This window comes from Pseudomonas frederiksbergensis (genome assembly GCF_003732705.1).
Lineage (GTDB): Bacteria > Pseudomonadota > Gammaproteobacteria > Pseudomonadales > Pseudomonadaceae > Aquipseudomonas > Aquipseudomonas frederiksbergensis_F.
The window spans coordinates 25,674-50,743 of record NZ_MOBR01000011.1; the positions used below are offsets into that span (position 1 = coordinate 25,674).

23 protein-coding genes and 1 pseudogene are annotated in these 25,070 nt (G+C 61.3%); 18 read left to right on the forward strand and 6 right to left on the reverse strand.

All coding sequences use genetic code 11. The features are described from left to right. Positions 1 to 6 precede the first annotated feature (6 nt). The 4 genes from BK667_RS14755 (at position 7) to BK667_RS14770 (ending at position 5,762) form a co-directional block, all read left to right on the forward strand. Positions 7 to 1,170, forward strand: coding sequence for an isovaleryl-CoA dehydrogenase (locus tag BK667_RS14755; protein ID WP_123598052.1), 1,164 nt, complete (start codon positions 7 to 9; stop codon positions 1,168 to 1,170). A 104-nt stretch (positions 1,171 to 1,274) separates the two neighbouring features. Then, positions 1,275 to 2,879: a carboxyl transferase domain-containing protein gene (locus tag BK667_RS14760; protein WP_123598053.1), complete on the forward strand. Its 1,605-nt coding sequence runs from the start codon at positions 1,275 to 1,277 to the stop codon at positions 2,877 to 2,879. A gap of 118 nt (positions 2,880 to 2,997) precedes the next feature. Further along, complete coding sequence (locus tag BK667_RS14765; protein WP_123598054.1) at positions 2,998 to 3,813, forward strand: gamma-carboxygeranoyl-CoA hydratase; 816 nt, start codon at positions 2,998 to 3,000, stop codon at positions 3,811 to 3,813. Further along, a complete protein-coding gene (locus BK667_RS14770) occupies positions 3,813 to 5,762 on the forward strand; it encodes an acetyl/propionyl/methylcrotonyl-CoA carboxylase subunit alpha (protein WP_123598055.1) in 1,950 nt (649 codons plus the stop codon). Before BK667_RS14765 ends, BK667_RS14770 begins: the two co-directional genes overlap by 1 nt. 39 nt (positions 5,763 to 5,801) lie before the next feature. Here the strand turns inward: BK667_RS14770 and BK667_RS14775 are convergent, their stop codons facing one another. Further along, the gene (locus BK667_RS14775; protein WP_123508883.1) at positions 5,802 to 6,452 is read right to left on the reverse strand and encodes a LexA family protein; all 651 of its coding nucleotides are present in this window, start codon (positions 6,450 to 6,452) and stop codon (positions 5,802 to 5,804) included. A 130-nt stretch (positions 6,453 to 6,582) separates the two neighbouring features. Here BK667_RS14775 and BK667_RS14780 point away from each other — a divergent pair, with 130 nt between their 5' ends. Then, positions 6,583 to 6,924, forward strand: coding sequence for a DUF6124 family protein (locus tag BK667_RS14780; RefSeq protein ID WP_123598056.1), 342 nt, complete (start codon positions 6,583 to 6,585; stop codon positions 6,922 to 6,924). A gap of 483 nt (positions 6,925 to 7,407) precedes the next feature. Beyond that, the gene (locus BK667_RS14785; protein WP_123598057.1) at positions 7,408 to 8,559 is read left to right on the forward strand and encodes a M14 family metallopeptidase; all 1,152 of its coding nucleotides are present in this window, start codon (positions 7,408 to 7,410) and stop codon (positions 8,557 to 8,559) included. A 46-nt stretch (positions 8,560 to 8,605) separates the two neighbouring features. Here the strand turns inward: BK667_RS14785 and BK667_RS14790 are convergent, their stop codons facing one another. Further along, positions 8,606 to 9,052 carry a winged helix-turn-helix transcriptional regulator gene (locus BK667_RS14790; protein WP_123509052.1) on the reverse strand — a complete coding sequence of 149 codons (447 nt, stop codon included), beginning with the start codon at positions 9,050 to 9,052 and terminating at the stop codon, positions 8,606 to 8,608. Positions 9,053 to 9,145: 93 nt separating this feature from the next. Here BK667_RS14790 and BK667_RS14795 point away from each other — a divergent pair, with 93 nt between their 5' ends. Then, positions 9,146 to 10,372 carry an MFS transporter gene (locus tag BK667_RS14795; protein WP_123598058.1) on the forward strand — a complete coding sequence of 409 codons (1,227 nt, stop codon included), beginning with the start codon at positions 9,146 to 9,148 and terminating at the stop codon, positions 10,370 to 10,372. 65 nt (positions 10,373 to 10,437) lie between these two features. Here the strand turns inward: BK667_RS14795 and BK667_RS14800 are convergent, their stop codons facing one another. Continuing rightward, positions 10,438 to 10,983: a cytochrome b gene (locus BK667_RS14800; protein WP_123513552.1), complete on the reverse strand. Its 546-nt coding sequence runs from the start codon at positions 10,981 to 10,983 to the stop codon at positions 10,438 to 10,440. Then, a complete protein-coding gene (locus BK667_RS14805; RefSeq protein WP_123513554.1) occupies positions 10,980 to 12,065 on the reverse strand; it encodes a catalase family peroxidase in 1,086 nt (361 codons plus the stop codon). Before BK667_RS14805 ends, BK667_RS14800 begins: the two co-directional genes overlap by 4 nt. A gap of 156 nt (positions 12,066 to 12,221) precedes the next feature. On the opposite strand from BK667_RS14805, the gene BK667_RS14810 reads away from it, so the two are divergent. Both BK667_RS14810 and BK667_RS14815 read left to right on the forward strand, forming a co-directional pair. Beyond that, entirely contained in the window at positions 12,222 to 12,728 is a 507-nt protein-coding gene (locus BK667_RS14810) for a sigma-70 family RNA polymerase sigma factor (protein WP_123410032.1), read from the forward strand. After that, positions 12,725 to 13,477 carry an anti-sigma factor family protein gene (locus BK667_RS14815; RefSeq protein WP_123598059.1) on the forward strand — a complete coding sequence of 251 codons (753 nt, stop codon included), beginning with the start codon at positions 12,725 to 12,727 and terminating at the stop codon, positions 13,475 to 13,477. The genes BK667_RS14810 and BK667_RS14815 overlap by 4 nt, the downstream gene beginning before the upstream one ends. 120 nt (positions 13,478 to 13,597) lie before the next feature. Here BK667_RS14815 and BK667_RS14820 read toward each other — a convergent pair whose 3' ends face one another. After that, complete coding sequence (locus BK667_RS14820; RefSeq protein WP_123598060.1) at positions 13,598 to 14,434, reverse strand: IclR family transcriptional regulator; 837 nt, start codon at positions 14,432 to 14,434, stop codon at positions 13,598 to 13,600. A 243-nt stretch (positions 14,435 to 14,677) separates the two neighbouring features. Between BK667_RS14820 and BK667_RS14825 the strand changes: the two genes are divergently transcribed. The 7 genes from BK667_RS14825 to BK667_RS14860 all read left to right on the forward strand — a co-directional run bounded on the left by BK667_RS14825 (position 14,678) and on the right by BK667_RS14860 (position 21,733). Continuing rightward, complete coding sequence (locus BK667_RS14825; RefSeq protein WP_123598061.1) at positions 14,678 to 15,697, forward strand: ABC transporter ATP-binding protein; 1,020 nt, start codon at positions 14,678 to 14,680, stop codon at positions 15,695 to 15,697. After that, positions 15,694 to 16,563: an ABC transporter permease gene (locus tag BK667_RS14830; RefSeq protein WP_123598062.1), complete on the forward strand. Its 870-nt coding sequence runs from the start codon at positions 15,694 to 15,696 to the stop codon at positions 16,561 to 16,563. The genes BK667_RS14825 and BK667_RS14830 overlap by 4 nt, the downstream gene beginning before the upstream one ends. A gap of 6 nt (positions 16,564 to 16,569) precedes the next feature. Next, positions 16,570 to 17,364, forward strand: a complete 795-nt coding sequence (locus BK667_RS14835; protein WP_054053788.1) for an ABC transporter permease — start codon at positions 16,570 to 16,572, stop codon at positions 17,362 to 17,364. Positions 17,365 to 17,371: 7 nt separating this feature from the next. Continuing rightward, positions 17,372 to 17,662, forward strand: a complete 291-nt coding sequence (locus BK667_RS14840) for a (2Fe-2S)-binding protein (protein WP_123513564.1) — start codon at positions 17,372 to 17,374, stop codon at positions 17,660 to 17,662. Positions 17,663 to 18,200: 538 nt separating this feature from the next. Continuing rightward, the gene (locus tag BK667_RS14850; RefSeq protein WP_123598063.1) at positions 18,201 to 19,556 is read left to right on the forward strand and encodes an FAD/NAD(P)-dependent oxidoreductase; all 1,356 of its coding nucleotides are present in this window, start codon (positions 18,201 to 18,203) and stop codon (positions 19,554 to 19,556) included. Then, on the forward strand, positions 19,553 to 20,668 hold the full coding sequence (locus tag BK667_RS14855) for an NAD(P)/FAD-dependent oxidoreductase (protein WP_123598064.1): 1,116 nt from the start codon (positions 19,553 to 19,555) through the stop codon (positions 20,666 to 20,668). Before BK667_RS14850 ends, BK667_RS14855 begins: the two co-directional genes overlap by 4 nt. Positions 20,669 to 20,686: 18 nt before the next feature. Further along, positions 20,687 to 21,733, forward strand: a complete 1,047-nt coding sequence (locus BK667_RS14860; RefSeq protein WP_123513574.1) for an ABC transporter substrate-binding protein — start codon at positions 20,687 to 20,689, stop codon at positions 21,731 to 21,733. Between the two features lie 130 nt (positions 21,734 to 21,863). On the opposite strand, the pseudogene BK667_RS14865 reads toward BK667_RS14860, so the two are convergent. Next, positions 21,864 to 22,166 (reverse strand): annotated as a pseudogene (locus BK667_RS14865) (spore coat protein U domain-containing protein); the annotation flags it as partial. Between the two features lie 147 nt (positions 22,167 to 22,313). On the opposite strand from BK667_RS14865, the gene zapE reads away from it, so the two are divergent. Both zapE and BK667_RS14875 read left to right on the forward strand, forming a co-directional pair. After that, positions 22,314 to 23,429 (forward strand): cell division protein ZapE, encoded by a 1,116-nt coding sequence (gene zapE / locus BK667_RS14870; RefSeq protein WP_123598065.1) that lies wholly within the window; start codon positions 22,314 to 22,316, stop codon positions 23,427 to 23,429. A 215-nt stretch (positions 23,430 to 23,644) separates the two neighbouring features. After that, complete coding sequence (locus BK667_RS14875) at positions 23,645 to 24,958, forward strand: leucine-rich repeat-containing protein kinase family protein (RefSeq protein WP_123598066.1); 1,314 nt, start codon at positions 23,645 to 23,647, stop codon at positions 24,956 to 24,958. Positions 24,959 to 25,070 lie beyond the last annotated feature (112 nt).

Here is a 25,070-nt window from a genome sequence, read left to right on the forward strand (position 1 = left end):
TGACCCATGAGCTACCCATCCCTGAACTTTGCCCTCGGTGAAACCATCGACATGCTGCGCGATCAGGTTCAGTCCTTCGTCGCCAAAGAGATCGCCCCGCGCGCGGCTCAGATCGACATCGACAACCTGTTCCCTGCTGACCTGTGGCGCAAATTCGGTGACATGGGCCTGCTGGGCGTCACCGTGCCGGAAGAATACGGCGGCGCTGGCCTGGGCTATCTGGCGCACGTAGTGATCATGGAAGAAATCAGCCGTGGCTCGGCCTCGGTGGCGTTGTCCTACGGCGCGCATTCCAACCTCTGCGTGAACCAGATCAACCGCAACGGCAATCACGAACAGAAAACCAAATACCTGCCCAAACTGATCAGCGGCGAGCACATCGGCGCCCTGGCCATGAGCGAACCGAATGCCGGTTCCGACGTGGTGTCGATGAAACTGCGCGCCGACAAACTCGGCGACAAGTACGTGCTCAACGGCAGCAAGACCTGGATCACTAACGGCCCGGACGCCAACACCTACGTGATCTACGCCAAGACCGACCTGGAAAAAGGCCCCCACGGCATCACCGCATTTATCGTTGAACGCGACTCCAAAGGCTTCAGCCGCAGCAACAAATTCGACAAGCTCGGCATGCGCGGCTCCAACACCTGCGAGCTGTTCTTCGATGACGTCGAAGTGCCGGAAGAAAACATCCTCGGCGTGCTCAACGGCGGCGTGAAAGTGCTGATGAGCGGCCTCGACTACGAGCGCGTCGTGCTGTCGGGCGGTCCGACCGGGATCATGCAGTCGTGCATGGACCTGATCGTGCCGTACATCCACGACCGCAAACAGTTCGGCCAGAGCATCGGCGAATTCCAGCTGATCCAGGGCAAAGTCGCCGACATGTACACCCAACTCAACGCCAGCCGCGCCTATCTCTACGCGGTGGCCCAGGCTTGTGAACGCGGCGAAACCACGCGCAAGGATGCGGCGGGCGTGATCCTCTACAGCGCCGAACGCGCCACGCAAATGGCCCTCGACGCGATCCAGATTCTCGGCGGCAATGGCTACATCAACGAATTCCCGGCGGGTCGTCTGCTGCGTGACGCCAAGCTGTACGAAATCGGCGCCGGCACCAGTGAGATCCGTCGCATGCTGATCGGTCGCGAACTGTTTAACGAGACGAAATGAATTTCGCCAGCGGCAAGCGACAAGCTTCAAGCGGCAAGAGAGATGCGCTCTTGCTTTACTTGTGGCTTGCAGCTTGAAACTTGAAGCTGCTACGGAGTAGCACCATGATCCTGCATACCCAGCTCAACCCCCGTTCGGCGGAGTTCGCCGCCAACAGCGCGGCGATGCTCACCCAGGTCGACGCCTTGCACACCCTGCTCGCCCAAGTGCAGCAAGGTGGCGGTCCGAAGGCGCAAGAACGCCACACCTCCCGGGGCAAATTGCTGCCCCGTGAGCGGATCAATCGCCTTCTCGATCCGGGCTCGCCGTTTCTGGAAATCAGCCAACTGGCGGCCTACGCGGTGTACGGCGAAGACGTTCCGGCCGCTGGCGTGATTGCCGGGATTGGCCGCGTGGAAGGCGTCGAATGCATGATCGTCGCCAACGACGCCACGGTGAAAGGTGGTTCGTACTACCCGCTGACCGTGAAAAAACACCTGCGCGCCCAGACCATCGCTCAGCAAAACCGTTTGCCGTGCATTTATCTGGTGGACTCCGGCGGCGCCAACCTGCCGCGTCAGGATGAAGTGTTCCCGGACCGTGAGCACTTCGGCCGGATCTTCTTCAACCAGGCCAACATGAGCGCCATGGGCATTCCGCAGATTGCCGTGGTCATGGGCTCGTGCACCGCTGGCGGTGCTTATGTACCGGCCATGGCTGACGAAGCGATCATGGTCCGCAATCAGGCAACGATTTTCCTCGCTGGTCCGCCGCTGGTGAAAGCCGCCACCGGTGAAGTGGTCAGCGCCGAAGACCTTGGCGGGGCCGATGTGCACTGCAAGATCTCCGGGGTCGCCGACCATTACGCGGAAAGCGATGAACACGCCCTCGCCTTGGCCCGACGCAGCGTTGCCAACCTCAACTGGCGCAAGCTCGGCGAGTTGCAGCAACGTACGCCGATCGCGCCGCTGTACAGCAGCGACGAGTTGTACGGCGTGGTCTCGGCCGATGCCAAACAGCCGTTCGATGTGCGCGAAGTGATTGCACGACTGGTCGACGGTTCGGTGTTCGATGAGTTCAAAGCACTGTTCGGGACCACGCTGGTGTGTGGCTTTGCCCACTTGCATGGCTACCCGATCGCGATCCTCGCTAACAACGGCATCCTGTTCGCCGAAGCCGCGCAGAAAGGCGCGCACTTTATCGAACTGGCCTGTCAGCGTGGCATTCCGCTGCTGTTCCTGCAGAACATCACCGGGTTCATGGTCGGCCAGAAATACGAGGCCGGCGGCATCGCCAAGCACGGCGCCAAACTGGTGACCGCCGTGGCGTGCGCCAAAGTGCCGAAATTCACCGTGATCATCGGCGGCAGCTTCGGCGCCGGTAACTACGGCATGTGCGGGCGGGCTTACGATCCACGTTTTCTGTGGATGTGGCCGAACGCACGTATTGGCGTGATGGGCGCCGAGCAGGCGGCTGGCGTGCTGGTGCAGGTCAAGCGCGAGCAGGCCGAACGCAGTGGCCAGGCTTTCAGCGCCGAACAGGAAGCCGAGATCAAGCAGCCGATCCTCGATCAGTACGAAGAGCAGGGTCACCCCTACTACTCCAGCGCACGGCTGTGGGACGACGGCGTCATCGACCCGGCGCAGACCCGGGATGTACTGGCCCTGGCCTTGTCCGCGTCGCTGAACGCGCCAATCGAACCGAGCCGCTTCGGCGTGTTCCGGATGTGATTTGTTGGAGCGAGGCTTGCCCGCGAACAGGCTGGACGCGGTGCAACAGATACACCACGGCGCTTCCTTCGCGGGCAAGCCTCGCTCCTACAGAATAAAGTTGTGGAGACGGACCAATATGAGCGACTTCAACACCCTCGAACTGCTGACCGACCCGCGGGGTTTCGCGACCCTGTGGCTCAGCCGTGAAGAAAAGAACAACGCGTTCAACGCCGAAATGATCCGCGAACTGATCCTCGCCCTCGACAAAGTCTCGGGCGATGCCAGCCTGCGGTTTCTGCTGGTGCGTGGACGTGGCAAGCATTTCAGCGCCGGCGCCGACCTGGCCTGGATGCAGCAATCGGCCGAGCTCGACTACCACACCAACCTCGACGACGCCCGGGAACTGGCGGAGCTGATGTACAACCTGGCCAAGCTGAAAATCCCAACCCTGGCCGTGGTGCAAGGTGCGGCGTATGGCGGCGCGCTGGGCCTGATCAGTTGCTGCGACATGGCCATTGGCGCCGATGACGCGCAATTCTGCCTGTCGGAAGTGCGCATCGGCCTGGCGCCAGCGGTGATCAGTCCGTTCGTGGTGCAGGCCATCGGCGAACGCGCGGCACGGCGTTATGCCCTGACCGCCGAACGTTTCGGTGGGCAACGGGCACGGGAAATCGGCTTGTTGTCGGAGAGTTATCCGGTGGCCGAGCTGGAGCAAAAGGTCGAACAGTGGATCGACAATCTGCTGCTCAACAGCCCGGCGGCGATGCGTACCAGCAAGGACTTGCTGCGCGAAGTCGGCCATGGCGCACTGACCCCGGCGCTGCGGCGCTACACCGAAAACGCCATCGCGCGCATCCGCGTCAGCCCTGAAGGCCAGGAAGGCCTACGGGCCTTTCTGCAAAAACGTCCGCCGAGCTGGCAAGCCGCAACCACCCCCAAGGAGCCGCGTTGATGAGCGCACCTGTTCTCACCACCCTGCTGGTGGCCAACCGCGGCGAGATTGCCTGCCGCGTCATGCGCACCGCCAAAGCCCTGGGCCTGACCACCGTTGCCGTGCACAGCGCCACCGACCGTGAAGCCCGGCACAGCCGCGAAGCAGATATCCGCGTGGACCTGGGCGGCAGCAAAGCCGCCGACAGCTACCTGCAAATCGACAAAATCATCGCCGCCGCCCAAGCCAGTGGCGCTCAGGCGATTCACCCGGGCTACGGTTTTCTGTCTGAAAACGCCGGGTTTGCCCGTGCAATCGAAGCCGCCGGCCTGATATTCCTCGGCCCGCCCGCCTCGGCCATTGACGCCATGGGCAGCAAATCCGCCGCCAAAGCCTTGATGGAAACCGCCGGCGTGCCGCTGGTGCCGGGCTATCACGGCGAGGCGCAAGACCTCGACACCTTCCGCGACGCCTGTGAACGCATCGGTTATCCGGTGCTGCTCAAGGCCACGGCCGGTGGCGGCGGTAAAGGCATGAAAGTGGTCGAGGACGTCAGCCAATTGGCCGAAGCCCTGGCCTCGGCCCAGCGTGAAGCGCAATCGTCGTTCGGCGATTCGCGGATGTTGGTGGAAAAATACCTGCTCAAGCCGCGTCACGTGGAAATCCAGGTGTTTGCCGATCAGCACGGCAACTGCCTGTATTTGAATGAACGGGATTGCTCGATCCAGCGCCGACATCAGAAAGTCGTCGAAGAAGCACCGGCCCCAGGCCTGAGCGCGCAATTGCGCCGGGCCATGGGCGAAGCGGCGGTGCGTTCGGCTCAGGCCATCGGTTACGTCGGTGCCGGTACGGTGGAGTTTCTGCTGGATTCCCGTGGCGAGTTCTTCTTCATGGAGATGAACACGCGCCTGCAAGTCGAGCATCCGGTCACCGAAGCCATCACGGGCCTGGACCTGGTGGCCTGGCAGATTCACGTGGCGCGCGGTGAAGTATTGCCGATGACCCAGGATCAGGTTCCGCTGATCGGCCATGCCATCGAGGTGCGGTTGTACGCTGAAGATCCGGGCAATGATTTCCTGCCAGCCACCGGGCGCCTGGCGTTGTATCGCGAATCCGCCGAGGGTCCGGGACGCCGCGTGGACAGCGGTGTAGAAGAAGGCGATGAAATCTCACCGTTCTATGATCCGATGCTCGGCAAGCTGATTGCCTGGGGCGAGGACCGTGAACAGGCGCGCCTGCGGTTGTTGAGTATGCTGGATGAATTCGCCATCGGCGGGCTCAAGACCAACATCAACTTCCTGCGCCGCATCATCGGCCATCCCGCATTCGCCGCGGCGGAACTGGATACCGGGTTCATTCCCCGTTATCAGGAGCAACTGCTGCCAGCACCTGCCGACCTTAGCGATGAGTTCTGGAAAGCGGCGGCACAGGGGTTTGCGCAGGGCCAACCCTCGGTGTTCCGTGCCGATGATCCAAGTTCGCCGTGGGCGATCAACAGTGGTTTCCGTGCCGGATTACCCAAAGAAATCACCCTGCATTTGAGTTGCGAGGGTCAGGATCGAGCGTTGACCCTGGGCGATGTGAGTACTGCGCAGCTCAAGGGCGAGCAACTGTTGACCGAGCACAACGGCTTGCGCCGCCAGCATCGGGCTATCCGCCGTGGCGACGCTCTGTACCTGCAATGGGAAGGTGAACTGCGCCGGGTCGAAACGTACGATCCGATCGCTGCGGTCGAATCCAGTCACAGCCATCAGGGCGGCCTGACCGCGCCTATGAATGGCAGCATTGTTCGCGTGTTAGTGGAGGCCGGGCAAACGGTGGAAGCCGGGGCGCAACTGGTGGTGCTGGAAGCGATGAAAATGGAGCACAGCATTCGTGCGCCCCATGCCGGAGTGATTAAGGCGTTGTACTGCCAGGAAGGCGAGATGGTCAGTGAAGGCAGTGCGTTGGTGGAGCTGGAAGAAGCGTGAAATGAAGATCGGTCCTACGCATTGCGAGGACCGATCTGATTAGAATTTGGCTGTCGCCTGAACCACCACGCCGATAATTCGGCACTCCTCGGTGAAAAGGGCTTTCGGATACGTCGGATTGAGCGGGACCAGGTAACGCTGCCCGCCCTCTTCGATCAGCTTGCGAAACGTCGCTTCCGAACTGTCCGGCCACTGAGCGATCACCAGTTTTCCGGGCTCCGGCACAATGGCCGGGTCCACCAGGATCATCATCCCCTCGGCAATGCTGATGCCGGTGGGCGCGGTCATCGCGTCGCCCATCACGCTCAGCCAGAAGGCCGGGCCCTGGGCGTGGTAGTCGGTCAGCTCGAAGCGTTCCTCCTTGCGGTACACCGTCAGCTCCCCGTCGCGCAGTTGCGCCGGCTCCTTCCAGTCACTGACCGGGTAGCGGAAGTACGGGTTGTACTTGAGCGCCAGCGGCATCTCCTCCTCTTCCAAGATGAGTGGTTCGCGGATCACCAGCGCCACTTCGAGAAAGTCCATGCCCAACGCCTTCAACACACGGTTCATGTTGACGACGCCAGGATCGCGGCGTTTGTTCAGCCAGTGGCCGACGCCGCCCTGGGACATCCCGAGGCGATCTGCGAGTTCTTCTTGAGTGATTTTGAGTTCACTCATTTTGGCCTTGACCAATTCAATCCATTTATCCATGTGCGGCACGATACGTGGACGCCTCCGGCCATCAAAACACATATTGTAGTATTTAAATTCTGGTCACAAATACAGTACGTACTAGGATAAGTGAACGGATCTGAATCAATCACGGAGTTCACCCAATACCATGACCAACCCCAATCACGACGCGCCAGACACCCAGTTCGACACGACCTTCACCTCGCCAAAAGGCTGTGCCGCCGCGCAGCGGGCGCTGGACTATTACTTGAAACCATCTGTTTCAGAAGTAGAAATCCAGACGCGCTTTTTTGATGTAAACCGCAATGTCAGCAGTGAGGAGGAGTTGGTTCATGCGTCCGACCTGCTGCGCTGTGCCGCCGCCACCGCACAAGAGTCGGCCGACAACCTGCAAGGCGTAAACCGGGCGCTGGCATTTTCGGTGGTGCACATGATCGACATGGCGCAGGCAATGGTCGACCGATCCCTGGATGGCGATCAGAACGACTGAGACGGATGTGTTTTCGAGGAGGACGGGAAAGAATTTCCCAATCGAGCAGATAAAATTATTTGACTTGCAAACGAGAATGATTATTATTGCATGCAGCTGGTCGCGAGATCAGTCGATGGACCAGAGGACCTTAGGTCGGTCTCCTGGACTATCTCCTCATCAGGCTAATCACGGTTTTTGACCCGGCTTTATGCCGGGTCTTTTTTTTGCCAGTTATTCTGGCTTTGGCTTCAGGCTAATGAAGACTGTAGGTGCTGCGAATCCGATGGCCGGCATGATATCAAAAGAATATCTGTTGGCAAGAGAACCCCGGCAGCATTGGGCCAAACTAATCCAAAATAGCACTTGAGAATCAATCCCACAGTCTCTAAGCTGCTTCGGCGTCAAGGAGGACGCCCCCCGCTTCACACCGCAATTTTCCCCCGATTCATTCCCGCCTTGCGTGTAAAGTAGCAGCCATAAAATCATAATCAGGAATCGACTATGACCGTGGCTAAATCCTCTTTCGATATCAGCGCAAACTTCGACAGCGGCAACATTGAAGTGCTGGACATCAGCAACCCGTTGCAAGCGCTTCTGGCGATCAAGCCAGACACCCGCAGCCAGCATTTCCAGTGGTTCCACTTCAAGGCAAGCGGTCTGCATGTCGGTCAAGAGCATTGGTTTCGCCTGAACAACGCCAGCAAATCCTCGTACAACAAAGCCTGGGACGGTTATCAGGCCGTGGCGTCCTACGATCACGTCAACTGGTTCCGGGTGCCCACGATTTTCGAAGGCGACTGCCTGCGCTTCAGCCTCGAAGCCACGGCCACCCACGCCTGGTTTGCCTACTTCGAACCCTACAGCCGCGGTCGCCATGACTGGCTGATCGAGCAGGCGCTGACCAAGGCCGGCACTGAACTGCTGGCCACCGGCAAAAGCGTCGAGGGCCGCGACATTCAGTTACTGCGCAAAGGCAGTGGCGCCGAAGGTCAGCGTAAGGTCTGGATGATTGCGCAACAGCATCCGGGCGAGCACATGGCCGAGTGGTTCATGGAAGGCGTGATCGAACGCCTGGAAAAGCACGACGACCCTGTATTGAACAAACTCCTGGCCAGCGCCGACCTGTACCTGGTGCCGAACATGAACCCGGATGGTGCCTTCCACGGTCACCTGCGCACCAATGCCATGGGCCAGGACCTCAATCGCGCCTGGCAGAGCGCCAGCCAGGAAATCAGCCCGGAAGTCTTTTTTGTCCAGCAGCAGATGGAAAAATACGGCGTCGATTTGTTCCTCGACATCCATGGCGATGAAGAAATCCCCTACGTGTTCACCGCCGGTTGCGAAGGCAATCCGGGTTATACGCCGCGGCTCGAGAAACTCGAAACCCACTTCCGCGATCATCTGAAGCATCTGACCAAAGACTTCCAGACCAAGTACGGCTACACCCGTGACCTGCCGGGTCAGGCCAATATGACCCTGGCCTGCAACAGCGTCGGCCAGAAGTTCGACTGCCTGTCGCTGACCCTGGAGATGCCGTTCAAAGACAACAACGATGCGCCGAATGCGCTGACGGGTTGGTCTGGCAAGCGTTCCAAGCAGTTGGGTAAAGATGTGCTGACGACCGTTGCGGAGATGGTTGATACGTTGCGCTAAGATCAAAAGATCGCAGCCTTCGGCAGCTCCTGCGAAGGCGCGATCTTTACTCAGCCGCCACCCGCACACAATCCTCCGGCCCCAACAACCGCCCATCCTCGGCGCGCAATTCCAACGGTCGCACCGGCCGCCCCTGCTCTCGATCAACCACCCGTGAATGTGCCTCCCCCGCCTCAAAGAAAAACGCCTCGCCCCACTGCCGCAACCCGATGATCAGCGGAAACAGGCCTTTGCCCTTCGCCGTCAGCACGTACTCCTGATACGCACTGCCATCCGATGCCGGCACCAGATCAAAAATCCCGTGGGCCACCAATGTGCGCAATCGCGCCGAGAGAATGTTCTTGGCCATGCCCAGGTTGCGCTGAAACTCGCCGAACCGACGGATGCCATCGAACGCATCGCGCACGATCAGCAACGACCACCAATCGCCGATGGCATCCAGTGACCGGGCGACCGGGCATTCGGCGCCTTCCATGCTTGTACGTTTAACCATGATCGCGCTCGCAGACTGCAAATGTGGTTGCAATATAAAACAAGCCTCCTTACCGTACAACTGGTTTTATCTTGAAACCACAAGGAGTCTGGCATGAAGCCCAACCATTCTTTAAACAGCGGCGTGGTGTTGCTGTTCGCTGTCGCCTGCGGCCTGGCCGTCGGCAACGTGTATTACGCCCAACCGCTGCTCGATGCCATGGCCGACGCCTTTGCCATGAACCCGGCGACTATCGGCATCGTCGTCACCCTCACTCAGGTCGGTTACGGCGCGGGGCGGTTGTTGCTGGTGCCGCTCGGGGATCTGCTCAACCGGCGGCGCCTGATCGTGACGCAAACGCTGTTGTCGGCCCTGGCGTTGCTGATGATCGCGTTCGCACAGAACAGCACCTGGCTGCTGATCGGCATGGCGTTGACCGGGTTGTTGGCGGTGGTGACGCAGGTGTTGGTGGCGTATGCGGCGACCCTGGCAATTCCGGAACAGCGCGGACGTGTGGTGGGTGTGGTCACCAGCGGCATTGTCGTCGGCATTTTGTTGGCTCGAACAGTCGCTGGCGGCATGGCGGATCTGGCCGGTTGGCGTTCGATCTATCTGTTATCGGCGGGGCTGACCCTACTGATGGCGCTGCTGTTGTTTCGCGTGCTGCCCAAACATGAAGCGCCGCAACCCTCCCACACTTACACAGCGCTGATCGGCTCGGTCTTCACCTTGTTCAAGGAAGAACCGGTGCTGCGCCAACGAGCGATCCTCGCCCTGCTGACTTTCGCCAGCGCCATGGTGTTGTGGACGCCCATGGTGTTGCCCCTGAGCGCCCCGCCGCTGTCGTTGTCCCACACACAAATCGGACTGTTCGGACTGGCCGGCGCGGCGGGCGCACTCGCAGCGGCCCGCGCGGGTCATCTGGCTGATCGTGGTCTGGGTCAATGGACCAGTGGTTTATCGCTGTTGCTGATGCTGGCGTCGTGGCTGCCCATCGCCTTCACCCAATCTTCGTTGTGGGCGTTGTTGCTGGGGGTCATTACGCTGGATCTGGGTTTGCAGGCGGTGCACGTCACTAGCCAGAGCATGATCTACAGCGTGCGGCCTGAAGCGCAGAGTCGACTGACCGCCGGGTACATGCTGTTTTATTCAATAGGCAGTGCGCTGGGGTCGATTGGTTCGACGACGATGTATGCGTGGGGTGGGTGGATCGGTGTTTGCCTGTTGGGGGCCGGGATCAATGCTGTAGCGCTGATCTACTGGTGGCGAACACTGCCCGCCAAAACCCCCGAAGTCTGTGGGAGCGGGTTTGCTCGCGAAAGCGGTGTGTCAGAGACATAAATACCGACTGACACGCCGCCTTCGCGAGCAAGCCCGCTCCCACATGGGATCCTGCTGACTCAAACTCAACCGCGATCCTTACCCCGCAACATGCTGTCCAGCACATCATCGCGACGCACCCAGCCATGAAACAACGCCGCCGCCAGATGCAGCAGCACCGTCAGGAACAACAGATACGCCAGATACCCGTGAGCCTTGCGCAGTACCGCAAACACCTGCGCATTGGCCGGCACAATCGATGGCAGCTGCAACGAACTGCTGAGCATCACCGGGTCGCCCGCCGCCGAAATCATCGCCCAGCCCAGCAGCGGCAAAATCAGCATCAGCGCATACAGCAAGACATGGGACGCCTTGGCCGCCAGCACCTGCCAACCTGGCAGGTCTGCCGGCAGCGGCGGTTGCTGCGTGGAAAAACGCACAACCAGGCGCACGATCACCAACAGCAAAATCGCAATACCCAAAGGTTTGTGCAGGTGAATCAGCCACTCATGGCGCTCGGACACCGAAGCCACCATGCCCGCGCCGATAAACAGCATCGCGATGACCATCAATGCCATCAGCCAGTGCAGCAGGCGCGCCAGCGGGACGAAATGCTTGGGTTGGGCGCTCATTGTTGAGCCTCCTGTTTGGCGGCGGGCAACTGATTGACTTCGCTGGTGCGACGCAGATAGGAACTGGCGTAACCGGCGGAACGCGCGGCGAGCAGCGGGTCGTCGGAACCTTCGATCCCGGCCGGCAATACCAGCGGGTCGTAGTTAATGTCGCGGCACTCACCGTTCAATTGCGGCTGGGTCGCTTCCAGCACCAAAGTCCCGGCATTCAGCACTTTTCGGCCATCGGGCCAAGCCTTGCTGGCGTCATTCACCGGGTCACCGGGGTTGGCCAGGATGATATTCAACTGCCAGCGCAGGGGCCCTGCGGAAATCCGCTGCACCAGGTCTTTCTCAAGGAAATCCCCTCCTTCAGGCGCTGTGGCTCCCGCCGCGTCCTTGACCACCGGCACCATGCTCCAACGCACGGCCTGCTTCTGACCGGATGCATTCACCAGGTAAAACGCGTTGACGCTGTTGTAGGTTTCCGTCACGTAACTGGCCGACGGTTTAGCGGTTTTGATCCAGGCCAGGAACGGCCCGGCTTCTGGATGCGAACCAAAAAATGCTGGAACGGCAGCAGGATTGGGTTTGCCCGTGGCCGGATCCGGCGATTGCGCCTGCTGCAACTGATAGAACGCCTCGGGCGTGCCCACCGGGAACACCGGCATGCTGTTCATCCCGGTACGCCACTGCTGACCGTTGGCCTGGGTGAAGCGCAACGCCATGCTGCGGATCGGCACCGCACTGTCCGGTGCGTAAGGATTGCCGGCCGGCAGTGCGAAACGTCCTACCACCGGGGTCTGCGCCTCATTGAATACCTGGGCGCTGGAATAACTGCGCGCCTCGCCACTGCTCTCGAAATGCCCGATCACGCACACGCCTTTGGAGTGGTTACGCCGGAACCCCGGGTGCACGCCGTTGTTGGTTTCCAACACATTGATCAGTTTTTTCGGCGTCAGGCGTTGTGGGTCAAAGGTGCCATTGACGTAGGCAAAAGCCCCGGCCACTGCCGCGACGATGACCGCGATGCCGGCCAGGCGCGCTGTCAGGCTGGCGGTACTCAGCGGCGGCCGGTTGGGCGGTGTTGAGCTATCTACCATGAAAGACTCCAGGGCCATCGGCCACAAGTGAGAAGAACCAAGCAGACGCGCCCCAAACCGGTTTATTCCATCGCTCCGTATTTATTTTTACGGACGTGGAATAACCTCGCATGCCGGGCGTCTTCCTAGTCCAGCGTAGTGACTACTCAGAAACTCATGAACGATATCGACGAACAACTGAGAGAAATCATTCCCAGATTGCGCAGGTTCGCAGTGTCGCTCACGCGCAACCCCAGCAGCGCCGACGATTTGGTCCAGGCCAGCCTCGAGCGGGCGCTGTCGAGTTGGAGCGACAAACGCCCCGACGGCGACCTGCGCGCCTGGCTGTTTTCGATCCTGTATCGGCAGTTTCTCGACGCTCACCGGCGCTCCCGGCGGTATGCGCGGATGCTCGAATTCTTTACCGGGCGTGACGATGCGCAGCCGTCCGCCGAGCGCACGGTAATCGCGCAAACCACCCTGCAAGCCTTCGATCAGCTCAACACCGAACAGCGCGCCTTGCTGCTGTGGGTGTCGGTGGAAGGCCTGACCTATAAAGAGGTCGCCGAGATTCTCGGCGTCCCGACGGGCACCGTGATGTCTCGCCTGTCCCGCGCCCGCCAGGCCTTGCGCGAACTCAGCGACGGCGAAATCAGCCGCCCTTCCCTGCGGAGACTCAAATGATCAGCATGCCCCCAAGCGAGCGTGACCTGCACGCCTACGTCGATCACCAGCTCAGCGATGCGGACCGACGTCTGGTGGAGACTTTTCTGGCCACTAACGCCGACATTTGCGCGCAGGTGCGCGCCTGGCAACAGGACGCCCAACAACTGCGCGCGGCCCTTGGCGGAGCCTTGCAGCAACCGGCCAACCCGGAACTCGATCCGGCGCTGATTCGCCAGCGCCTGAAACGTCAGTCCCGGCGGCATCTGGCCAGCGCGGCGGTGTTGTTGATCGCGGTCAGCGTGGGCGGGATCAGTGGCTGGCAGGCGCGGGAGATGACCCTGCTCAGCACTCAGGCGCCGATGGCCGATGCCATGCAGGCGTACCGGTTGTTCGCTCAGCAAGGCATGTTGCCGGCGGACTACAAGGTCAGCGACGACGGCGACATACAGGGTTGGCTGGACCGCTACTTCACCCAAGCCCATCGCCTGCCGGATCTGGCGGGGGCCGGTTTCAAACCGGTCAGCGGACGTTTGCTCAGCACCGAGCAAGGGCCGGCGGCGATGGTGGTTTATGAAGATCAGGGCGGGCACAAGATCAGCTTCTACGTGCGCCCGCCCGGCCCGAAAAACTACCTGCTGCCACGGGGCAGTCGCAGCGATGGTGAGTTGCAGGCCGAGTATTGGTCGGGCGCCGGGTACAACTATGCGATGGTCAGCCCGAGTGATACGGCAGCGGCGCGGATGCTCAAGCAAACCGCACAGTTTTAGCCGAGCGATCGTTCCCACGCTCTGCGTGGGAATGCCTCAAGGGACGCTCCGCGTTCCAGCTCCGGCAAGGGACGCGGAGCGTCCCGGGCTGCATTCCCACGCGGAGCGTGGGAACGATCATCAGGCCTGACCGAAAACTTGGGAGGGCCTGCGCAATAACGGATCAAACGGATTAATCCGTGGCCCGATCAGCGCCGCCTCACGCTTTAGCATCTCCACCACCGTCGGCAACCTATCCGGCCCCAAGCGATCGCTGACGGTGGCCACACTCAACGCCGCCACCGCCCGCCCGTCACGATCCAGAATCGGCACCGCCACCCCGGCCATGCCCTGCAACACCCCCGTGTTCCGTCCGGCATACCCCAACGCTCGCACGTTATCGACTTCCGAGCGCAGGAACACTTCGTCATACAAATGGAAGTCCTTGAGCCGCGGCAGGTTGTAGTGAATCACCGTGTCCCGCTCTTCTTCCGGCAGAAACGCCAGGATCGCCAGACTCCCTTGCCCGACGCCCAGCGCCACCCGCCCGCCGATATCGCCAGTAAAGGTACGAATCGGAAACGGCCCTTCGCTACGATCCAGGCAGATTGCATCAAAGCCACTGCGCGCCAGCAGAAACAACGAATCCCCCAACGACGCCGACAGCCGCAACAGCGCCGGTCGCGCCAGTTCCCGCAGGTTGCCGGTGTTCCCCGCCCGCGCCGCCAGGGCGAAGAAATCCAGGCTCAGGCGATAGCGTTTACTGCGTGCATCCTGCTCGACCATGCCTTCGTCCATCAGGCTGCGCAGCAAACGATGCGTCGTCGGTTGCGACAAACCAATGCGCTGGGCCAGTTGCGTCACACGCTCACCGCCCTCGACCGTATCACCGAGGCTGCGCAGCACCGCAAACAGCCGGGAGACGGCGCCGACACCGACTTCATTTTTGTTTTCATTCCGCTCAGTGGAATCAGACATGGGTTTTCTCGATGAAAAATTTACTCACTGAATGAAACTGAAAATAGTCATCGCTTCAGTGAAATAGGCCATTGAGCCCATCCTATTCTTCGTCCTACTCTGCGTCCATACAGGGGCGATTCGAACAACAGCGGCAGCCGACCCACGTCGAGCGCCAACGCACCCCGCATCATCCTTTCGTATCTGCCCATACAAAAAAGCGCGACCCCGGCCGCGCATAACAATCTCAGGTGGAGCGCAGCTATGGCATTCGTGCAACTTGAAAACCTCGGTAAACGCTACGGCGAAATCGACGCAGTCGTCGCCACCAACCTCTCGGTGGAGAAAGGCGAGTTCGTGTCCCTGCTCGGCCCTTCCGGCTGCGGCAAAACCACCACGCTGCAAATGATCGCCGGCTTCGTCGAAGTCAGCAGCGGACGCATCGTGCTCGACGGTCGCGACATCACCCACGCCAAACCCGCCAGCCGTGGCCTGGGCGTGGTGTTCCAGAGTTACGCGCTGTTCCCGCACATGAGCGTGCAGGACAACGTCGCCTTCGGCCTGCGCATGCGCAAAGTGCCCAACGCAGAATTGCAGCAACGCGTTGATCGCGTCCTGAAACTGGTGCGCCTCAACCAACACGCCGAGCGCTATCCACGGGAATTGTCCGGTGGCCAGCGTCAGCGTGTGGCGTTGGCTCGGGCGTTGGTGATTGAACCGCCGGTGCTGTTGCTCGACGAACCGCTGTCCAACCTCGACGCCAACTTGCGCGAAGAGATGCAATTCGAGATCCGCCGCATCCAGCGTGAAGTCGGCATTACCACGTTGATGGTCACCCACGACCAATCCGAAGCGCTGTCGATCAGCGACCGCGTGGTGGTGATGCAGGCCGGGCGCATCACCCAGATCGACGCGCCGTACACTCTTTATGAACACCCGCGCACCGAGTTTATTTCCGGGTTTGTCGGCAAGGCCAATCTGCTGCCCGGCGAGCGCGATGGCGCCGGTGTGGTTCAAGTCCGCAGCGGCGGCGACCTGACCCTGAGCCTGCGCCCGGAAAAAATCGATCTGAGGGAAGTCGGTCAGGGTCGCTTGCCTGGGAACATCGTCAGCCGCTTTTTCCTCGGCAGCCAATGGTTGTATGGCGTCTCGACGACCTTGGGCGAACTCAGCGTGGTGCGTCGTAACGACGGCTCGGCGCCGCTGGCCGAAGGCACGGCGGTGGGCCTGGACTGGGACGCGGCGTTGCTGCGGGTGCTGAGTGTCGATGAGGTGTCGGCATGAGTGTGCTCGCCAACATCCGTCAGGGCCGCCAAGGCTATTTATTGTCGGCACCGGCGCTGGCGCTGTATGTGTGCCTGCTGGTGATTCCTTTGCTGCTGACACTGGTGCTGTCGTTCAACGTTTTCGACTACAGCTCGGGGATCAACAGCGACGCCTACACCCTCGACCACTACAGCAGCCTGCTCGGCGATCCGTACTTCTACGAGATTTTCCTGCGCACGTTCTGGATCAGCGGCCTGACCACCCTGCTGTGCGTGGTGATTGGCGTGCCCGAGGCCTACATCCTCAGCCGCATGGGCGCGCCGTGGCGTTCGATTTTCCTGATTCTGATCCTCACCCCGCTGCTGATTTCGGTGGTGGTGCGCGCCTTCGGCTGGAGCCTGTTGCTCGGCGCCGACGGCCTGGTCAACCAGACCCTGCAAGCCTTCGGTGGTTCGCCGATGAAGCTGCTGTACACGCCGTTTGCGGTGGTGATTGCGCTGGTCCACGTGATGCTGCCTTTCATGATCATTCCGGTCTGGACCTCGCTGCAGAAACTCGATCCGGCCGCCGAGCAAGCCGCGCTCTCGCTGGGTGCCAGCCACCTCACGGTGATGCGCAAAGTGATGCTGCCGCAAATCATGCCCGGCGTGTTGTCCGGCACCTTGATCGTGTTCGGCCTGGCTGCCAGCTCCTTCGCCATTCCGGGCTTGCTCGGCGGACGTCGACTGAAAATGGTCGCCACGCTGATCTACGACCAGTACCTGTCAGAGCTGAACTGGCCGATGGGCGCGGCGATTGCCGTGGCTCTGCTGTTGCTCAACCTGCTGATCATGCTGTCGTGGAACCGGATGATCGAAGGCCGCTACAAGAAGTCATTGGGATAACTCGACATGTCCAAGAACGGTCCTTTCGCCCTGTTGTTTCATGCCCTGGTGGTGCTGTTCATGCTCGCACCGCTGGTGGTGGTGTGCCTGGTGGCTTTCACCCCGGAAAACACCCTGAGCCTGCCCACTACAAACTTCTCGCTGCGCTGGTTTCGCGCGGTGTTCGAGCGTGCCGACTTTGTCGATGCGTTCTACAACAGCCTGATTCTGGCGTTCTGCGCCGCGACCTTGGCGACGCTGATTGCGGTGCCGGCGGCGTTGGCCATCACCCGTTATGAGTTTCCCGGGCGGGGCTTTTTCAATGGTTTGTTTTTGTCGCCGATCATCATTCCGCATCTGGTTTTAGGCGTCGCACTGCTGCGCCTGTTTGCGTTGATGGGCGTGAATGGCAGCTTCGGCTGGCTGATCTTCGCCCATGTGTTGGTGATCACGCCGTATGTGCTGCGGCTGGTGCTGGCGTCGGCGATTGGCCTGGATCGCAGTGCCGAACATGCGGCGCAATCCTTGGGTGCCGGGCGTTTCACGCTGTTCAAGCAAATCACCTTGCCGATGATTCTGCCGGGGGTGGCCGGGGGTTGGTTGCTGGCGTTTATCAACAGTTTCGATGAGGTCACGTTGTCGATTTTCGTCACTTCGCCGGCCACGCAGACGCTGCCGGTGCGGATGTACGTGTACGCCACTGAGTCCATCGATCCAATGATGGCGGCGGTCTCGGCTCTGGTGATTGGCCTGACGGCGTTGACGATGATTCTGCTTGATCGGGTGTATGGCCTGGATCGGGTTCTGGTAGGTAAACAATGAGGGCGCCATGGCTTTGCTGAAACGACTGGCCGAAGGCGACCGCCCGGCCCTGGACTTCGTCCTCGACGGCCAACCGGCCACCGCCCTGCTCGGCGACACCGTACTGACCGCCGTGCTGACCTGCAGCGAACACCTGCGCGGCAGCGACTTCAGCGCCGAACCCCGCGCCGGGTTCTGCCTGATGGGCGCGTGCCAGGATTGCTGGGTACGCCTGGGCGACGGCCGCCGAGTACGGGCCTGCTCGACCCTCCTCGAACCCGGCCAACACATCAGCCGCGAACCGGGGCGCTCGCTATGAACACCCAATCCAACTGCATAAACCGCATCCCCTGTGGGAGCGAGCTTGCTCGCGATAGCAATCTGTCAGCCACCACAGATGTTGTGTGTACTGCCGTCATCGCGAGCAAGCCCGCTCCCACAGGGGTTTTGCGCCGATCACAAATATTGCAGCCAACCCCGATCAACTGTGGGAGCGAGCTTGCTCGCGAAAGCGTCGTGTCAGCCACCACATCTGTTGAATGTGCCGGCCCCTTCGCGAGCAAGCTCGCTCCCACAGGGGTTTTGCGTCGTTCACAGAAATTGCAGCCAACCGAGATCAACTGTGGGAGCGAGCTTGCTCGCGAAGGCGTCGTGTCAGCCACCGCATCTGTTGAATGTGCCGGCCTCTTCGCGAGCAAGCCCGCTCCCACAGGGGTTTTGCGTCGTTCACAAATATTGCAGCCAACCGAGATCAACTGTGGGAGCGAGCCTGCTCGCGAAGGCGTCGTGTCAGTCGCCATCCCTTCTGAATGTACCGTCCTCTTCGCGAGCAGGCTCGCTCCCACAGGGGATCTGGTATGAATCCGGTGATTGTTGTCGGGGCTGGCCCTGCGGGGATTCGTGCGGCGCAGACGCTGGTGGCGCATGGTGTCCGTCCGATTTTGCTGGACGAAGCCGCGCGCGGTGGTGGGCAGATTTATCGGCGGCAACCGGCGAATTTCAAGCGCTCGGCGGTCAAGTTGTATGGCTTCGAAGCCCGCAAGGCCAGTGCGATTCATCAAGCTCTCGACGTACTGCGCGAGCAACTCGACTATCGCCCCGACACCCTAGTGTGGAACGCCGAGGCCGGTGCCCTCGATACCTTGCATGACGGCCGAGCCACGCGACTGGAGTTCTCTCGGGTGATCGTCGCCACCGGCGCCACTGACCGGGTTCTGCCGGTGCCGGGCTGGACGTTGCCGGGGGTCTACAGCCTCGGCGCGGCGCAGATTGCGTTGAAGTTCCAGGGCTGCGCCATCGGCGAACGGGTGGTGTTCGCCGGCAGCGGACCGTTGCTGTACCTCGTCGCCTATCAATACGCAAAGGCCGGCGCAAAGGTTGTGGCTGTGCTCGACAGCTCGCCCTTCAGCGCTCAGGCCCGCGCCCTGCCCGGCCTGCTCTCGCAACCGGCGACCCTGGCCAAAGGCATTTATTACCGCAGTTGGCTGACCGCCCACGGCATCCCGGTGCATCAGGGCGCCAGCCTGGTCCAGGTCAACGGCGAACAGCGCGTGCAATCCCTGAACTGGCGCAACGCCAAAGGCTCCCAACAAATCGACTGCGATTCGGTCGCCTTCGCCCATGGCCTGCGCAGCGAAACCCAACTTGCTGATCTGCTCGGTTGCGAATTCGCCTGGAACCCCCTCAACCGCGCCTGGCTACCCCAGCGTGACAGCGCCGGTCGCAGCAGTGTCGCCGAGGTTTACCTGGCCGGTGACGGCGCCGGGATCATGGGCGCCGACGCCGCGGAAATGGCCGGCGAGCGCGCCGCTTTGGCCCTGCTCGAAGACAGTGGCTACCTGATCCCACCGCAACGCAGCCTGCAACTGGAACACGCCCTCCAGCGCATCGGCGACTTCCGCCAGGGCCTGGAGCGCGCCTTCGCCTTCCCCGAAGATTGGGCCGCCAACAGCGCCGATAACCTGATCATCTGCCGCTGCGAAGAAGTCCGCGCCGGGGATATCCGTCAGGTCGTGCGCGAAGGTCACTGGGAAATCAACCGGGTCAAGGCCCATTGCCGGGTCGGCATGGGTCGTTGCCAGGGCCGGATGTGCGGTGCCGCCGCCGCAGAAATCATCGCCTGCGAAAGCCAACGTCCCGTGTCGGAGATCGGCCGATTGCGCGCCCAGTCGCCGATCAAACCGTTGCCGTTTGGCCTGGAGGTCGAGCCATGATCGAAGTCGATGCCATCATCATTGGCGGCGGCATTGTCGGTGCCTCCGCCGCGCTGTTTCTCAGCAAGGCCGGCCGTCGCGTGGCGCTGCTGGAGCGGGACTTTTGCGGTTCCCACTCCAGCGGCGTGAACTACGGCGGTGTGCGGCGCCAGGGTCGGCCGTTGTCGCAACTGCCGCTGTCGCAACAGGCCCACGAACTCTGGGGCCAACTACCGCAGTTGATCGGCATCGACGGTGAATACCAGCGCAGCGGTCACCTGAAACTGGCCCGCAGCCTCAACGACCTGCGCGCATTGCAGGACTACGCCGCCAGCAGCCAGGGGTTCGGCCTCGACTTGCAAATTCTTGAACGAGATGAACTTCGCGCGCGGTTCCCGTGGGTCGGTGATGTGGCGGCCGGCGCGTCGTTCTGCCCCGACGACGGTCACGCCAACCCGCGACTGGTGTCCCCGGCCTTTGCCCAGACGGCCCGCAGGCATGGCGCACAAATTCATGAGCAATGCGCCGTCACTCAGGTTGAACACGACGGTCAGCGCTTTCACGTCAGCACCGCCAGCGGCCTCGAACTTCGCGCGCCGTGGCTGCTCAATTGCGCCGGGGCCTGGGCCGGCAAATTGGCCGAACAGTTTGGCGAACCAGTGCCAATGCACGCCGGCCACCCGGCGATGCTGGTCACCGAGCCGTTGCCCATGGTGATGAACGCCAGCACCGGGGTCGAGGGCGGTGGCATCTATGCCCGACAGGTTGCTCGCGGCAATTGCGTGTTGGGCGGTGGCCAGGGTTTCGCCCTCGACGACGCCCGCGCCCGGCCGGGCCAGAACGCGGTGATCGAGATCCTGCGCCAAGCGGTCGAGCTCTACCCGTTTCTTGAAGGCGCCCAGGCGATCCGTACCTGGAGCGGCACCGAAGGTTATTTGCCCGACCGCCAACCGGTGATCGGGCACAGCGGCACCCAACCCGGTCTGTTGCACGGGTTTGGCTTTGCCGGCGCCGGTTTCCAGATCGGTCCGGCGGTGGGCCAGGCGCTCACCGAGATCATCTGCAGCGGCGCGCCAAAAACGTCGCTGGATGCGTTTTCCATCACCCGGTTTCACTCCATCTCCGTTGCTTGATAGAGGAAGGTCGCGCCAATGAATAACGTCAAACGCACCGCACTGCTCGGGTTGTCCTGCATGGGCGCCCTGCTCACGATCAGCCAGGCCCAGGCCGAACCGACGCTTTACCTGGGCATGAATGGCGGGACCATGGAGCGGCTCTACGCCGACAAGGTGCTGCCGGTGTTCGAGAAAGCCAACAACGTCAAAGTGGTGATTGTGCCGGGGACCTCCGCCGACATCCTGGCCAAGGTCCAGGCCAGCAAGGGCAATCCGCAACTGCACGTGATGTTCCTCGACGACGGCATCATGTACCGCGCCATCTCCATGGGCTTGTGCGACAAACTCCAGGACAGCCCGACCCTGGCGCAAATTCCGGCCAAGGGTCGGATCAAGGATGAGGCCGTGGCCGTCAGCCTCGGTGTCACCGGGCTGGCGTACAACACGCGGCTGTTCAAGGAAAAAGGCTGGGCCGCGCCGACCTCGTGGATGGACCTGGCCGACCCGCGCTTCAAAGACAAAGTGGTGTTCCAGTCGATGGCCTCTTCGACGTTCGGCCTGCATGGTTTCCTGATGTTCAACCGCATCCAGGGCGGTAGCGAAACCGACGTCGAACCGGGCTTCAAGGCCTGGCCGAATACCGTCGGGCGCAACGTGCTGGAATACATTCCGAGCTCGGCGAAGATTTCCGAAATGCTGCAAACCGACGAAGCCGCGCTGTTCCCGTTGACCCCGACCCAGGTCACGGCGCTGAAACTCAAAGGCATGCCGGTGGAATACGCGCAGCCTAAGGAAGGCGCCGTGGTGCTCAACGTTGCCGAGTGCGCGATCGCCAACAACACCCAACCGGAACTGGCGCAAAAACTCGCAGCGTTCCTGCTGACACCAGACGCACAAGCCGCTGCGCTTGAAGACGGCGACCAGATCCCGTCCAACCCCAACACCCCGACCACCGACAAAACCCGTGGTCAGGTTGAGGCGATGAAGAAGTACCTGGAGACCGCGATTGCGGTGGATTGGGACCAGGTGAACGAACAGCGCCCGGCGTGGAATGCGCGGTGGAATCGGAGCATCGAGCGCTAGGCATATTTGACCAACACCACAAACCCCTTGTGGGAGCGGGCTTGCTCGCGAAAGCGGTGTGTCAGCCACATCAATATTGACTGATACACCGCTTTCGCGAGCAAGCCCGCTCCCACAGGGTTCGCAGTGATCAGAAACCTACGTCGAGCACCACACTGTCCAGGTAAGTCCCGGCGGGCGGTGTGGCTTGGTCGGTGTAGATTTTCGCGTTGTAGTTGAAGACCTGACTCCCGGTGCCTAGACCATTGCCCGGATTGGCCTCGGCATCCGAACTGGCCCGCCGCGCACTGCCGACACTCCCCCCCACCGCGTCGTGCCGGCGCTTATGAAAATGTCATACGCCAGATAACTCTCCCCGGAAATCATCCGCCGTCCCGCCGACACTCACTGCCTGCAGACCATCGTTCAAGCCCACAGTGTAGGCACTGCCCCTGCGGGAAATAACCTGTACATGCCGCAGATTTCTGTCTCACTAAGCCACGACTATGTCAGCACGGGTGGTAGGACAATTCCCCATCTGGTTACACTACGCCGCCGCAGCTCGGTGAGCCGGCCTGAAGAACCCGGGGGTGACAGTATCGTGGCCATTCGACCGCCAATCCGTTCGCGTCTCACACCACGCTGGCCCGTATTGCGCCGCTTGTTCGGCAAGACCGCTGTGCTGGCGGCCAATCATCGGGTCATCCACGACTACTTCCGCCACAAGGCACTTGTCCAGGGCTACACCCTCAGCCATAGCCAGCAGCGGGTCATCGACCACATGGCCCAACAGGCGACGACGTTGCTGGGCCAGTCGGCGAAAATCCTGCCGGGTCTGTACCTGCATGGCGCGGTCGGGCGCGGCAAAAGCTGGCTGCTGGATGGTTTCTTCCAGGCCATGCCCATCGCGCAAAAACAACGCCTGCACTTCCATGAGTTTTTCGCCCAACTGCACCAGGGCATGTTCAACCATCGCGAGCAGCACGACGCCCTGGCGGCGACCCTGGATGAGTTGCTGCGCGATTGTCGGGTGTTGTGTTTCGACGAGTTTCACGTCCACGACATCGGCGATGCGATGCTCATTACCCGGCTGTTCAAGGCCCTGTTCCGCCGGGGCATCCTGCTGCTGGTCACCTCCAATTACCCGCCGGAAGGCTTGCTGCCCAACCCGCTTTACCATGCGCGGTTCAAACCGGTGATCGACCTGATCAATACGCGCATGCACGTCATGGAGGTCGGCGGCCCCCACGACTACCGAAGCCAGGCGCGAACCCACGCCCAGCAGGTGTTTACCCAGGGCCATTACGTCTGGCCTGCGACCCAGGCCCAGCGCCAGGCACTGAACCTGCCGCAAAGCATTGCCTCCCTGACGTTGCCCGTTGGCAAGCGGCATTTGCCGGCGCGGTACTGCGAAGAGCGAACTGTCGGTTTTACCTTCAGCGATCTGTGCGACCAACCCACGGCGGTCATGGATTATCTGGAACTGTGCCGCCGGTTCGATCACTGGATCATTGACGAACTGCCAAGCCTGGCCAGTTGCTCGATGGCCGCGCAGCAGCGGTTTATCAACCTGATCGATGTTTTGTACGATCAGGACAAGCATCTGGTTTTACTCGGGCAGCGGTCGTTGCGCGAAAGCCTGGGTGGGGATGCCATTGACCTGGCGCGCACGCGTAGTCGGTTGGGGCAGTTGGTGGAAGTCCGGGAGCCTGTTTAAAAGATAGATTTTGGGGATGGCTGCCGGCCTCTTCGCGAGCAAGCCCGCTCCCACAGGGAATTTGTGTTGGCCACAGATTTTGAGTAGTCCAAAAAACCACTGTGGGAGCGGGCTTGCTCGCGAAGGCGGCCTGACTGACACCACAAACTCCCGCTATCATGCAGCCCATCTTCAGGCCCCCACGGCCCTCTTCCCGATCAATAGCGAACCCGTTCATGAATACCCTTGCACAACTGCGAGCCGGCGAGCTGGCCGGCATCACCCGTCTGGACCTGACCTGTGGCCTCACGGAGTTCCCCCGGGAAATCTTTGAGCTGGCGGATTCGCTGGAGATTCTCAACCTCAGCGGCAATGCCCTGAGCAGTCTGCCGGACGATCTGCATCGCCTGACCCGTTTGCGCATCCTGTTCTGCTCGGACAACCAATTCACCGAACTGCCGACCTGCCTGGGCCAATGCGCTGCGCTGAGCATGATCGGCTTCCGGGCCAACCGCATCGAACGGGTGCCGGGAGCCGCGCTGCCGCCGTTATTGCGCTGGCTGATCCTGACCGATAACTGCATCAGCGAACTGCCGGCTGAGTTGGGCGAGCGTCCGCTGATGCAAAAACTGATGCTGGCCGGCAATCACTTGCAGCAACTGCCCGAGAGCCTGGTGCGGTGCCATCGACTGGAACTGCTGCGTATCTCGGCCAACCGTTTTACCGAACTGCCCGAGTGGCTGCTGACCCTGCCGGCCCTGACCTGGCTGGCCTACGCCGGCAATCCGCTGGAAACCGAGGCCGATGCCAGCGCACTCGATGCCACGCCGAGCATCCCGTGGACTGCGTTGCGTCTTGAACAAAAACTCGGTGAAGGCGCTTCCGGTGTCATCCATCGCGCCACCTGGGAACGAGAGCCGCAGCCAGCCACCCCCGTCGCGGTAAAACTCTATAAAGGTGAAATGACCAGTGATGGTTCGCCACTGCATGAAATGAATGCCTGTATCACCGCAGGCCTGCACCCCAATCTGATCCGCGTCGAAGGGCGAATCGTCGGGCATCCGCAGGACCAGGCCGGGCTGGTGATGCAACTGATCGATCCGAGTTATCGCAACCTGGCGGGACTGCCGAGCCTGGCGTCTTGCAGTCGTGACGTATACGCCGATGACACCCGTTTCACGGCGAAGATAGCCTTGCGCATGGCCCGTGGCGTTGCTTCAGCGGCCGAGCACCTGCACCAACAAGGCATCACCCACGGCGACCTCTACGCCCACAACATTTTGTGGAACGAGCACGGGGATTGTTTGCTGGGTGACTTTGGCGGCGCCTCTTTTCACGCCACCACGGACAGCGTTGAAACCCGCGCGCTGCAACGGATTGAAGTGCGGGCGTTTGGGGTGTTGTTGGGGGAGTTGCTGGAGCGGATTGATTCGGGGTTGAGCGATGATGATCGGGTGGCACTGGAGGATTTGCAGCAGCGGTGCTGTCAGCCGGATGTGCTAAAGCGACCGGGGTTCACTGAGGTTGTGCGGGAACTGAAGAGTCGCTGACCGCGGCGCGGTCAATCGCGAGCAAGCTCGCTCCCACAGGGAATTTATGTTGATCACACATTTTGTGTACGACACAAAACCACTGTGGGAGCGAGCTTGCTCGCGATAGCGG